This window comes from Longimicrobium sp. (genome assembly GCF_036387355.1).
GTDB lineage: Bacteria > Gemmatimonadota > Gemmatimonadetes > Longimicrobiales > Longimicrobiaceae > Longimicrobium.
In genome coordinates this window covers 1-12,188 of the sequence record NZ_DASVTX010000368.1, presented here as the reverse complement: position 1 = coordinate 12,188, position 12,188 = coordinate 1, and the positions used below count along the sequence as shown (strand labels likewise).

Here is a 12,188-nt window from a genome sequence, read left to right as displayed (position 1 = left end):
CCCTCTCTACTTGTCAGCCCTTCTTGGACAACGAGTCCCGCATTCGCTGCACGATACCATGGATTGCGTTCGCCGCCTGGAGGACCCACACGATCTCTTGAATCCACTTGAGCACTTCGATGTTCTGCATTGTTGCTCCCTGATGCTGTTACGCTTGCCCCACGGTGCGGGGTGAGGTCGAAAAGTCGCCCCCCACAGACATACTTCTGCAGGAGGGCGTTTAGGACCTAATCTGCGCGCACCCCGTGCGGCTTTGATGAACCGTTCCGGTCGCGCGCCCTATTCCGGCGCACAAAGTCCCCGAACAACTAGGCCCCTGCATCCAGCTGGATGCAGGGGCCTTTTCATCTCTCGTTCTTCGCACCGACCTACAACGACCTCGGGCCGCAGGCTGCAAGCGGCCTCCCATAAGCAGCGCCGGACGTCAGGACCGGCACTTTTCTCTGTACCGATCATTCCGTTTGATGCAGCCACTAGTCCGACCTTTCAGACGATATATAGGGCATCTGAAAGAGAGAAAAGTGCTTTTGAAACATGTCTTCATCTACCTACCCCATTCGCAACTGCCCATGTACTTGAAGTGCACTACCCGAACGACCCAACCACGCTCACGAGCACCGCCGAAGGCGAATCCTGCACCGAGTGCCACACCAGCGCGGGGCGCCGCCCACGTCAGGCCCACCGGGCGGTGCACTCCGCCGTCTATCAAACGAGCGGCGTGCGCTCGCAATCCTGCCTGCTCAGCAGGCGCACCCTTGATCCAGCCGGATCAGAAATCACCACGTTCAACACTGAAAGGCAACATGAACGACACATACCCCGCTTCACCGTCCGTCGGCGGACGACCCATCGCCGCTGCCTATGCCCGGTCGCCAACTCATGCCTTGGAACTCCAACCGCAGCTTGAGGCGATCCGCGCTCGCGCCGCCGCGGACGGATACTCCGTTCCCGCCGACCTGGAGTTCACCGACCTCAGCGGCTCCAGGCTCGACGCGGACCGCCCCGGCCTGCGGGGCCTCCTGAGCGCGATCCGCACGGACGGGCGCATCCAGCGCCTGTACGCTCGACATCCGGTCTGTATCCCGTGGAGCGATCCGCTGGACCCGTTCCTGGACGAGCTGCGCGACCACGGCGTCGAGGTCCGATTCCTCGAGCCCTACGTGCCGCGGCGTCGGCGAGAGCCATCTCGTTTCGAGCGGCGGGCACGGCGCCGCCAGCGGCGTGGCGGCCGGCCCATGAGGTTCGGTGCGTCATTCCCCGTCAAGGGAGGCCGCACTCCCAATTCACCCGTCAACCCGAATGGAGGACCAGCATGAACGAGCAAGCACCGACATCGTCGGACACGGAAGACCGGCTCGTCCACGCGATGTACATCAGGCCAGGGGTCGCGCGGCGCGATGACAGTATCAAGGCGCAACTTCAAGCCATCCGCCGTCGCGCGGAGGCGGAGGGATTCATCCTCCCGCCCGAACTCGAGTTCGGCGACGACGGAAGCTCCGGGTTGCGGATGGACCGCCCCAGGCTGCTGGGCCTGCTCGATCGGATCCGCACGTCACCGCGCTTTGTGCGCCGCCCGTACGTGGAAGATCCGACCCGGATCTCAAGGGGCGATCCGCTCTGGTCCTTCATGGATGAGTTGCGGGCCGCCGGGATCGAGGTTCGGTATCTCAGTCGCTACGGCGCCGGCGGAACGTACGTCCCGGCATCCGAGCACTCCCTGGCAAAGGAGATCGTCGACCGCATTCACCGTGCAGCCCTGCAACACGCGAAGGCACACCAGGCTGAACGGCGTTGTCGGTGGAAGGCGTTGCGTAAGTCCGGTTCGTCAAGGCCGGCCCATGGGGTTCGGTTCGGCATTCCCCGTCAGAGAAAGCATAACACCAACTCACCCGTCAACCCGAATGGAGGACCAGCATGAATGAGCAATCACCGACTACGTCGGCAACGGAAGACCGCCCCATCGCCGCAGCATACGCCAGGATCGCGCAACGCGATCAAGGAGAGATCCAACGGCAGCTTCAGGCGATGCGCGTCCGCGCCGCGACGGACGGATTCATACTCCCGCCCGAACTCGAGTTCAGCGACGACGAAAGCTCCAACTCGCGGATGGACCGGCCCGGCCTGCCGGGCCTGCTCGACCGGATCCGCACGTCGCCGCGCTTTGACCGCCTTTACGTGGAAGATCCGACCCGGATTTTAAGGGACGATCATCTCTGGTCCTTCCTGGAAGAGCTGCGGGCCTCCGGCATCGAGGTCCGATATCTCAGCCGCTGCGTCGGCGGAGCATACGTCCCGGACTCTGAGGACGCTGTGGCAGAGGAGATCGTCGACCGCATTCAACGTATAGCCCTGCAACACGAGCAGGCTGAACTGCGTGCCTGGCTGAACGCGTCCCTGCAGTCAGCCTCGTCAAGCGCCCCGGCAGGAGAGTCAGCGTGAGCTTCACGGTAAACGTCAGCTCGGCACCCGGCCTGTCGATCCAGTACGTCGGCGGACTCTTCGCCGGCATCATCCGCGACGCCGCGCGCGACCGCGGACCCGCTTCGCCGTCACAAACCCCTGAACAGATTCCAATCCGAAAACGAGAAAAAGGAAGATGAAAAGCGAATACACCAAGACGATCGACGACCCCGGCGACCTCGAGCCCGCCGCTTCTTATGCGCGGCAGTCGAAGGACTACGCGATGGGGATCAAGCGTCAGCACGAGATCAACACCGAATGTGCTCGTGAGGAAGGATTTCACGTTCTTCCAGAGTACCAGTTCGAGGACAACCGTACCAGCGGCCGTTCGACCAGCCGCATAGGTCTGAACCAGCTCATGGCACTCGTTCAAACCGGAAATGCACCATTCAAGGCCGTGTACGTCTTCGACAAGTCACGGCTCAGCCGCGCAGACGACTACGGATGGCCGGACTACATCCGAATCGCCCTGGCCCAGCATGGCGTCACGCTACGCTACGCGAACAGCGCCAACCTCGATCTAAGCAAGGGTCTGACGTCCGAGAACGTCGCCACGGCGATCACCGACCGCGTGGATTCGCTGAGGAGCAACCTCGATCTGATCGATATTCGGGACCGCACCGTACGTGGCTCGAGAGCACTCGTCATCAAAGGCTTCTGGCCCGGCGGGGTGCCACCCTACGGTGCCAGCCGTTGGCTCGCAGACATGCACACAAGGCAGCCCTTGCAGGCAGTTCCTGACTATCAGACCATCAGGGCGCCCGGATGCCGGTACGTCCTCCGGTTCAACGACGATTACACGCGTCAGGTCGTGGTGGACATCTTCAACATGGTGGACCGCGATGGGCTCAGCTATCAGCAGATCGCGAAGACGCTCAACGATCGAGGGATCGCGCCCCCTTACCACTCCACACGTCCACGGACGGCCGGTGACACCGGATTCGCGCACCCAGACGCGTGGAGCGGCAGGAGCGTTCGCATCATCCTCTCGAACCCGGCCTACCAGGGCGACTTGGTCTGGGGACGTGCCAAGTCGGATCTGCTCGACAGTTCAGCCGCGGCGTCGACTGGACACGAGGGGATTGTCCATCGTGACGGGGTTCCCAACCCGCCTATCAGTCGTGAACAGTTCGAACGGGTACAGGAAGTCGTCAGACGTCGAAGGGAGGTGGCAGCTGAATCGCGTGGGAAGCACCCGACCTTCATGCTGACCGGACGGCTGTTCTGTGCCGCATGCGGCATACGGTGGTCAGGTTCAGCCGGTGGGCCGGCCCGCGCTCAGCGCCGGTACTACAGGCATGGCGTGACGCCTCCTCACCTGCGGCAGGACAAGAAGTCCCAGCACGTCGTTTGCTCCAGCAAGACCCGCTACATCCCTGCCGATGATCTGGAAGACGCCGTCGTGCGCCGGGCTCTCAAAGCGCTTTCTTCACCAGCCATGTCGCAAGCCATCCGCGACGCGCTCCTGCAGCACCAGAGCCGCGCGGCCGACAACAAGCTGGCGCAGACCATTGCGGACCTCGAGGCCCAGTTTGCCCGTGGGGAAGGCAGGCTCGATACGCTCACTGCGGAGCTATCCAATCCGGAGAATGCTCCTAGCGTCAAGGCAAACATCCGCAAGAGCATGAACGCCATCGCGGCCGTCAACGATCAGATCCAGCGCCAGTTGAACGAGGTCAAGTCCGCTCAACTGATCGACCATCGCGCCGGCGAGCGCCTCGCGGCGCTCGTCAAGCAGACTGACTCGCTCACTGAGGTCTTCCGAGGCGCTTCCGCCACCCGGCAGAAGACCATCCTCGCACAGCTGCTCAAGTCCGTCACCATCGACGGTGACGGCCGCGCCATTGACGTTGTCCTGAACGTCCCCCTCGGCTCCGCCGCCGCGGGCCGACCTTCAACCATCAGAAAGAGGAAGCCATGACGCCAAGCAACCATCCCCATTCAGCTACACCCGTGAGTAGTGCAACGCGAGAGGTTCCAAAGGACCCTGCGGATTGCTCTACTCACCGTCCAGTCGTCTCAATCGAAGTCGCTCCGAGTGGAGCGTTTTTCTTTTCAGTACGGGTGCATTTGCCGCCTCGGCGGAAGCCGGGCGGGTCGGGGAAGGACAACCTGCCGATGGTCGCCGAGCGTGATCTAATCGCGATGATTGATGGCGCGTTGAACGAAAGTGTGGCACAGGCGGCCAAGGCGGTGCTGCGGTACAAGCGCGGGGCGTCGCTGCAAGGCGCGGTAACGGGTACGGACCACTCAGTCGGCTGGATCCGGAGTTTGATCGACGACGTACGGTCGAACGGCGTGGAAGCGCTGAGGCTCCGGAAGTACCGGTCACCGAAGGCTCGCGGCGAGCAGCGGGCGCGCGCCGCGGCGAAGAAGAGCGGCGCGCGGGCGAGCCCGAAGGCGACTGGCGCGGCCGCCCGGGCCGCGAAGAAGAAGTAGCAGGACCCTCCGTCCCACCCCCTCCCAGAGAACTCTGGAGTTTCACACCCGCAGCGCGTGCGCCGGCGGGCGCTTCCGCACGCCCGTACCCGAATGGCGTGTCGCGTTGGGAGCGGGGTGGGCCCGCCTCCGGGCGGACCCACCCCGGGTGGAACTCAGAACCAGCGGTGGAATCGGACACGGAGCCGGTCGTCGTGCCTCGATGCGGCTTGGGAGGCTCGTTCGAGTTCTGCGTACGCCGGTGCCGCAGGCGGACAACCGGGTTCGCAGGCACGTACCGCCCGGACCGCCTGTACGGCGGCACGGAGCGCCGTGATGTCAGCAAGGAGCACCTGCGAGTTGATGCGCCCCAGTGAGGCCGCCGCCGAGCGTTGGGCGTGACGAGCATAGAACCACAATGGGGTGCTCGTAAGCGCTAACGGGATGGTCAGCGGCGGCACGTGGCTAAGCAGCGATCGAACAATTCTACTACCTGGCGAGTTAACCACCCTGTGGGCGGCGAGTATCCCGAGCGCCAGCCTGTGATTCGCGGGTTGGTACCGGACAAACCGGTTGAGGTAAAGCAGGCGGTCCTCCGCCTTCAGGTACGCGCGCGTTCTGATGTGTCTCAGCATATAAACCTCGTAAGTATTGCCGTGTCCCCACGGCGTTCAAGTCGATGCATGTAAAATACTTACGGGAATCCAACTTCAAGAAAACTGAGTTAAAAGAAGAACGGCCGCGCTCTCAAACTGAGAACGCGGCCGCTGTGTTTCCACACCCATAATCCACGGACATCAATGCCGAGAACGATTACGCCCCGCACGAAGGCGCCGCCGTCCGCCCAGACACCGGCCTGGCCGGCGGTCGCGGACGAGCGCCCGAGCCGGGCGACCGGACTGACGGTCGAGATCCACGCGGGCGAGGAGGTCACTGACCTCGCGTCGTGGGTGCGCCTCTACGTCTCCCTTGTAGGGAGTGCTGAAGCGGCGGCCGGCGCGCCCGGCGAGGCGCCGCCGGCCAGGGAGGCGGAACGACCATGAGGAAAGACACCGACACGATCGGTTACCGCCGCGTCTCGACGGGCGAGCAGGCAGTCGAGTGGAAGACGTCGCTGCAGGACCAGACCCGCGCCGTCAAGGCACGCGCACGTGCGCTGGGCCGGGTCCTGGAAGACGAGTTCATCTGGGAGGACCGTTTCTCCGGCGAGGACGCCGAGAGCCGCCCCGCGTTCATGCAGTTGGTGAACTACTGCCGCACGCACCCGCGGACCAGGAAGGCTCCGGGCTACGCCATCTTCCTGAACGACAGCAGGTTCGGCCGTTTCGCGGACCCGGACGAGGCCGCCGCGTGGCGGTTCGAACTCTCGAAGCACGGCTGGATCGCGCGGTTCGCCGAGAACGACGACACGGAAAGCGTCACGACGCGTCACCTGATCCGCAGCATCGGCGGCTCGCAGGCGAGCGAATACTTGGCGAACCTGAAGGCGAACGCCCGGCGCGGCGCACGCGGCGCGGCGGCGCAGGGGCTCTGGCAGAACGAGGCGCCGTTCGGGTACCGCCGGATGGCGACGGCGCCGGGTCGGCCGCCCGTGGTCCTGGAGCACGGGCAGCGCAAGTCGAAGGACCAGAAGGTCCGGCTCACGCCGGGGCCCAAGCGGGAAGTCGAGATGGTCGTCTGGATGTACCAGCGGTACGCCGCGGGGCTGCTGTCGCTGGGCGGCATCGTCACGGCGCTGCACAACGAGATGCCGGGTATGCAGAAATGGAGCAAGGCGAACGTCGCCAAGATGCTGGCCAACCGCGCGTACCTGGGCGAGGTGATCTGGTGCCGCCGCCCGCACGACAAGCGCGAGCGGAAGGAAGTCCGGATCCGGCCGCGCAGTGAGTGGGTCGTGACCAAGAACGCGCACCCGGCGATCGTGCCGGCGGAGCTGTTCGACCAGGTGCAGCTGCGGCTGGCGAAGAACAAGCGGCAGACCCGTGCGACGGCCGGCGGCTACCCGCTCTCGGGTATCCTCCACTGCGCGGTGTGCGGCAGCCGCTACGTGGGCGGCGGCGGACGGATCAACTACGCGAACCCCGCGGACCTGGACCGCTGGAGGTTCTACCGCTGCAAGGGGCCCGACCAGCATCTGTCGCCCTGCCCTGGCAAGATGGGCACGATCTCGAAGCGGCTGGTCGAGAGCCTGGTGATCGCGGAGGTCGCGAGCGTCGTCTCCGACCCGCAGGTCCAGGACCTCATCCGCGGAGAGATCGACCGGTTCCTGGCGGAACTGAACAGCGGGTCGGGCGACCGCCGGGCCGAGCTGGCGCGGCAGGAGAAGCAGTTCACCGCGCAGCGCGAGAACCTGGTCCGCGCGATCGCGAACGGCATCATCACGGACGACGCGGCGGCGGCCACCGCCGCGGAGGTGAACGCCGGGCTGGATCGCGTCGCGCGCGAGATGAAGGCGCTGGCCAGCGCGGACGCGACGGCGGCGGACGTGGAGCGGGCGCGCGAGCGGCTGATCGCCGCAGCCGCGGACTTCCCCGCGCAGGCGAAGCTGCTCAAGGGCCCTGCGCTGCGCGCGCTGCTGGAGCCATGGATCGAGTCCGCGGTCTACGACAAGCGCACGCGTTCGCTCTCGGTCACGATCCGCCGCGTACCCGGCATGCCGGCGCAGGCCGGGCCCGCGGGGCTCCAGCCGTTCGCGCACCCGGTTCCGCGGGTGATCGTTCTGCCACAGGCACAACGGGGCGGGGACGGCCGGTGGCTGCCGATCACCTGAGACGTGCTCCACCCACCCCTGCGGGAACAGGTGGGGATAAGGCACCGGGTCCCATCCGCAACACCCGCGTCGACGCGGATCTCAGCCGCCGCCGGGGGCTTCAGCTCCGCGGCGTTTCCTCAAATTCCCGCAGGGCGGCGCGCAAGGCTTCCACGATTCCGGCGGCGATGAGTCGGGATCCGGCCATCCGCGGCCAGGAAAGCTCCAGGGCTCCGGCAACTGAATCCGGGCGTGCTCGAAGTGCACGAGCAAACTCATCAATCTTGTGCCAAAAGCCGGACAGGGCGGAGCAGTCGGATGTAAAAGGGGCCGAACCCAGGCGCGGGCCCGGCCCCTCTCAGTCATCTCGTACTAATCTAACGGCCAATGCTGGAAATCGTACGGGCGATCAATCCATTCGAAGTACGGGTGGTCCTCTGGATAGTAACCGGACTTCGGCTGAACCATCCGCCCCATCGGCATGATAAGCACGTTCTCCGCGCCGGCGGCCAACAGAGCACCAGCCGCGCTCACTGCTTTGGCCCCCGTGACCCACGTATCCTCAATCAGGATAATTCGCTGTCCGTCAACAGGAACCACGCACTCGAACGCCCCCGGCTGGTACTCTTGTCTTCCTACCTTCTGACCGGGCACGTGTCTAAGAAGGGCCGCGGTATGCTCTTCCAAGGGAGGAATGAGGCTGAGCACCCGTCTGAGCGGCTGCGTATCCGGCGGGACACCGCGTGTGGATGGCACTACGGTAATCCGGTCCATTTCACCGCCCAGCGCGTGTTCAACTTCTGCTTCATGCGTCGTCAGGAAGGTATACGCGAGTGATGCAAGAACAGACGAGTAGCCCCGGTGGAAGGTCTTGTATGTGGCGAGTCGGCTGTACCACGGCCCCGGATTCGGCGCTACCGACATCGGCACTACACGGCCGGAGAGAGCGAAGTCGAATCCCACCGCCTTGTCCAACTGATTGCATCCGTAGCACGCGCTGTAGTCGGAAACCGGCCCCCGGCAGATCGTGCAGACACTACCCGCCCGGAATGCCGGGACGGGGCGAAAGTACTGTTGGTGCTCAGCGAGGACTTGTTGAACGGTAGGCAAGGTCTTTTAAGCGACTAGCAGTTGATCAGTGCGCCCATCGATTCGGTCGGTGATCTCGGCTGTGGAAGAGATCATGACGGCGTGTGTTCCGTACGCTCCATCTTCCACGTACTTCCGCGCCCACGCATGACTCTCAACCAGTGATCGGAGAATGAACACCGTCCGACCATGCTGAAGGGCAACGCGCGCCTGCATGCGGGCGCCGGACGTCTCTGATGCCTCTACAACCACAGTCGCCAGTGTCAACCCCGACATTACGATGTTGCGATTCGGGAACGTCCACTGAGTCGGAGGCTGTGTCGGGAAGAACTGTGACAGCAAACACCCGCCCGAGTCCACGATTTCAGCCGCCAAGCCAGCGTTTGTGGCGGGATAACGCTTGTCGATCCCGGTTCCCATGACTGCGCACGTTCTGGCCCCGAGCCGTAGCGCCTCACGATGCGCCGCCGTGTCAATACCGGCAGCCATTCCCGAGAAGATCGTGAACCCGGCCTCCCCCAACTCGCGCGATAGTCTCGATGCCCGCCGCAGCCCCTCGGGTGACGCTTTCCGGGTGCCCACGATCGCGATCGACCACCCATCCTTTTGCTCGTCCCACGTACCCTGTACGAAGATGATGGGTGGACGGTTGAAGATGTCTCTTAGCGCCGCCGGGTAGGCAGAATCCAAGACCGAGCGGCAATCCAGCCTACGCTCAGTCCAGCCACGCACGTCCTTGTACGCCGCTTGGACATCTTCAGCCGTCACCGCACCAACCCAGTCGTGCGTCGGCAGTGCCGAACGGAACAGCCGATCATCCTCAGAGAGACGGACAATCTCCACTGCTGAACCCTGCTCTTCCAGCACAGCGGATAAGCGGTACGGGGTTACCAGCTGCTTGCGAATGAGCGCGGTGATGGCCGTGAGCTCGTGCTCGCGGTCACCGACTACTAGATCATGAGGCGAGAGCGGCATGCGCCCAGTATTCCATCTAAAGAGAAACCAACGTTGCTCTGCCGCCCCATGATACAGGCGCAGAGAAATAATACAACCGAAGATAAACCGAAACCACACCAAAGGCAACGTTGCCCGGCTCTAAGAACGTATCCGCCGACGCGTTCACCCCTCGCCGTTCGTCTCGGCATGAAGGGGCGCAGTGACGACCGAGAGGCCGTCGCGCCCGTTCTCGTTGACCAATACTCGTCTAAAGCCCAGTCGCCGCAGGTATGCGCCAACCCGTCCGGCGGCGCGTCTCGAACTCGCGGTCTGCTTGTGGTTCCGCCCCATGGCCAATGCACCACATGCCGGTCAAATCAGCCGCTGGCCCCGGAATGCTGGGCGTAAACCCAGCTCTACGGCGGGCGTATCTGCCAATCCTGGGGCACTCATCCTAGAACGCGGGGCGGAAGCGCACCTCAGGCTGGCCGCACAGGTGGAATAGCCGGGTAAACACCTCCACCACATCGGAGCCGCTGTCCCCCTGAACTTCCCGCAACAGTAACGAAATGTCTCTGAGAAGGTGCGCGTCGGAGACCCGATGCAACCGCTTGAGCAGATGCAGGTTGCCGGAGATCTCTTGATGGGGGGATTGGCTTGCAATGAACGGAAGGGCCACAAGCAGCCCGCCCAGAGGGCGCCTTGCTGGAGCGTAGAGCGATTCCACGGTCGGAATATCTCGCTTGAGCAAACTCCGGATCTCATCAGAGTCGCGGTCATTAAGGAATTGCGACGCGGGATACCCCATACGCTCAAAGTCCGGGTACATGCGCCAGTGCGCCAGCTGATTGTACAGGTATGCCACCACCTCAAATGTTTCCGGCTTCGCGGGGATGATCCGGGGGCGGCGCCACCCCTCCAACTCCAGCTTGGCGTGCAGAAGCTCGTGCGCAAAGCTCGCCTGCGGGGCTTTGGATGGTGCGACAGAGATCGTCACCTCTAACCTTGTCGAGTGCTCCCCCCAGGTGTGGTCAACGGACCTCTGCAACACGATACGCGCCTGTGACGCCACCTCCGCGTGCAGCGCTCGATTCCGATCGTCGAGAAGGTCGTCCAACTCATATGGGATGCTGTCCGTCATCTTCCAACCTCTTTGTTCAGCTCTGCGAGAGTTGACCCAATCTATACCCTTCAAAACAGGCGCGTTGATGCCTGCGTGCTTCAGAAGGCTGCTTGGTTCATGTGCCGACGCTCACCGCTCCAGATCAGGTACTGCAGCAGATCGCTGGGAAGAACACGCGCGCCTCTCGTTTGAAATCTACATAGTCGCTGAGTCGACCGCGGATGAACGACTCGGCACCGTCTAGAGGCATCATGAGGCATGGGGGAAGGCCCTGCCGAGGTAGGTGGATAGTGATCAGCAGGCTCGCGATAGTGATGGGAGGGTCAGGATCACGGTAGATGGCGGGTCAGGTGGTCCGCCACGGCATCCGTGTGTTCCACCGGAGTGATTCTAGGCGCCTGGTCGCATAGAGCATTCGAAGACCTCTCTCGTGCTCCGAGCCACAGCCTCCGACGGATGCTCCCTCCGTCCTCTTTATGGCGATACACCGGAGCATCACGAGCACTGCACTGAGCAGATACTCCACACAGAAAAGAGAGAAAAACGAAGGACGTAAGAAGGGGGGAAAAGAGGCACGTTTAACCCCCCAAGGCGCCCCCCGGTCGCCGAACCACCAGCACGCCTCCTCCCACTGCGGGCGTCTCGGAGACGTAGGGTTATCGTCCTACGTCAGGCCGGACGGAGCAGCCACGGCCGCTGGCTGCCATTCCTGACCCGCGATGGCTAGCGTCGCATCGCAGCATCCCGCTCAGCCGAAGCCGAGTAAGTCCGTTCAGCCGCAGTGCACCACTCACCCAACCCTTGTTTCCGTCCGGATATTAGTGCGGCTGACCTCGTCGGGCGTGGGGCGCCATGCGTCATCCATGACACCGTCCGTTCGGAAACATCCCAAGACTTCGGCCCGCCTGCACCAACAGAGGCCTAGTTGCCAGCACCCCGCTGGAACACCACATTGAGAGATACGCCTTCCATGCACCAGAAAGCTCGTATGTCCCCCCAAGAGCAGGTACTCCTCGAACTGGTCACCCACGGGATCCGTGGCGACAGCCTTGCGGTTCGCCAAGCCGCCCGGCGAGTTCTCCAGAAGCCGGATGACCAAGCTCCCAGCGATGCGCTCTGCACCGCGCTCACACGCCTGTTGGACGGAACTGGGGGTTCAGCGGTTCCACGCACCAAGGTCGCAGACATTGGAGGCGGCGATGGCGAAATGCCTCTGTTTCGGATCGAAGACTGCACCGGTGCTCCACAGCCTCGGCTCGCCCCGTCGGACAACTCTGTTCTCACCGATATCGTGGCTGAACGAGAGGCTGTGGTGCGGCTGCAGGGCCACGGTCTTGAACCCGTGCGCTCGCTGCTGCTGACCGGACTCCCGGGCGTTGGCAAAACAATGACGGCCAGGTACCTGGCTTCCTG

11 protein-coding genes are annotated in these 12,188 nt (G+C 63.7%); 7 read left to right on the top strand and 4 right to left on the bottom strand.

All coding sequences use genetic code 11. From position 1 onward, the window contains the following. The first annotated feature begins 755 nt into the window (after window positions 1-755). The 7 genes from VF665_RS16050 (at window position 756) to VF665_RS16020 (ending at window position 7,648) form a co-directional block, all read left to right on the top strand. Window positions 756-1,316, top strand: coding sequence for a recombinase family protein (locus tag VF665_RS16050; protein ID WP_331054453.1), 561 nt, complete (start codon window positions 756-758; stop codon window positions 1,314-1,316). Continuing rightward, window positions 1,313-1,918, top strand: a complete 606-nt coding sequence (locus tag VF665_RS16045) for a recombinase family protein (protein WP_331054452.1) — start codon at window positions 1,313-1,315, stop codon at window positions 1,916-1,918. Before VF665_RS16050 ends, VF665_RS16045 begins: the two co-directional genes overlap by 4 nt. Continuing rightward, complete coding sequence (locus tag VF665_RS16040; RefSeq protein WP_331054451.1) at window positions 1,915-2,439, top strand: recombinase family protein; 525 nt, start codon at window positions 1,915-1,917, stop codon at window positions 2,437-2,439. The genes VF665_RS16045 and VF665_RS16040 overlap by 4 nt, the downstream gene beginning before the upstream one ends. Further along, window positions 2,436-2,600: a hypothetical protein gene (locus VF665_RS16035; protein ID WP_331054450.1), complete on the top strand. Its 165-nt coding sequence runs from the start codon at window positions 2,436-2,438 to the stop codon at window positions 2,598-2,600. The genes VF665_RS16040 and VF665_RS16035 overlap by 4 nt, the downstream gene beginning before the upstream one ends. Beyond that, window positions 2,597-4,381 (top strand): recombinase family protein, encoded by a 1,785-nt coding sequence (locus VF665_RS16030; RefSeq protein ID WP_331054449.1) that lies wholly within the window; start codon window positions 2,597-2,599, stop codon window positions 4,379-4,381. The genes VF665_RS16035 and VF665_RS16030 overlap by 4 nt, the downstream gene beginning before the upstream one ends. 197 nt (window positions 4,382-4,578) lie before the next feature. Continuing rightward, a complete protein-coding gene (locus tag VF665_RS16025) occupies window positions 4,579-4,899 on the top strand; it encodes a hypothetical protein (RefSeq protein ID WP_331054448.1) in 321 nt (106 codons plus the stop codon). Between the two features lie 1,018 nt (window positions 4,900-5,917). Continuing rightward, window positions 5,918-7,648 carry a recombinase family protein gene (locus tag VF665_RS16020; RefSeq protein ID WP_331054447.1) on the top strand — a complete coding sequence of 577 codons (1,731 nt, stop codon included), beginning with the start codon at window positions 5,918-5,920 and terminating at the stop codon, window positions 7,646-7,648. Window positions 7,649-7,999: 351 nt separating this feature from the next. Here VF665_RS16020 and VF665_RS16015 read toward each other — a convergent pair whose 3' ends face one another. The 4 genes from VF665_RS16015 to VF665_RS16000 form a co-directional block, all read right to left on the bottom strand. Further along, window positions 8,000-8,602, bottom strand: coding sequence for a hypothetical protein (locus VF665_RS16015; protein WP_331054446.1), 603 nt, complete (start codon window positions 8,600-8,602; stop codon window positions 8,000-8,002). A 141-nt stretch (window positions 8,603-8,743) separates the two neighbouring features. Then, window positions 8,744-9,790, bottom strand: coding sequence for a DNA-processing protein DprA (locus VF665_RS16010; protein WP_331054445.1), 1,047 nt, complete (start codon window positions 9,788-9,790; stop codon window positions 8,744-8,746). Window positions 9,791-10,106: 316 nt separating this feature from the next. After that, window positions 10,107-10,793 carry a hypothetical protein gene (locus VF665_RS16005; protein WP_331054444.1) on the bottom strand — a complete coding sequence of 229 codons (687 nt, stop codon included), beginning with the start codon at window positions 10,791-10,793 and terminating at the stop codon, window positions 10,107-10,109. Window positions 10,794-11,931: 1,138 nt separating this feature from the next. Next, on the bottom strand, window positions 11,932-12,188 hold a 257-nt coding region (locus tag VF665_RS16000; RefSeq protein ID WP_331054443.1), incomplete at its 5' end, for a hypothetical protein.

Coding starts and splice junctions, on each gene's coding strand:
- VF665_RS16045 (WP_331054452.1), top strand. CDS start 1,313: ATGAACGAGCAAGCACCGACATCGTCGGACACGGAAGACCGGCTCGTC.
- VF665_RS16040 (WP_331054451.1), top strand. CDS start 1,915: ATGAATGAGCAATCACCGACTACGTCGGCAACGGAAGACCGCCCCATC.
- VF665_RS16030 (WP_331054449.1), top strand. CDS start 2,597: ATGAAAAGCGAATACACCAAGACGATCGACGACCCCGGCGACCTCGAG.
- VF665_RS16025 (WP_331054448.1), top strand. CDS start 4,579: ATGGTCGCCGAGCGTGATCTAATCGCGATGATTGATGGCGCGTTGAAC.
- VF665_RS16020 (WP_331054447.1), top strand. CDS start 5,918: ATGAGGAAAGACACCGACACGATCGGTTACCGCCGCGTCTCGACGGGC.
- VF665_RS16005 (WP_331054444.1), bottom strand. CDS start 10,793: ATGACGGACAGCATCCCATATGAGTTGGACGACCTTCTCGACGATCGG.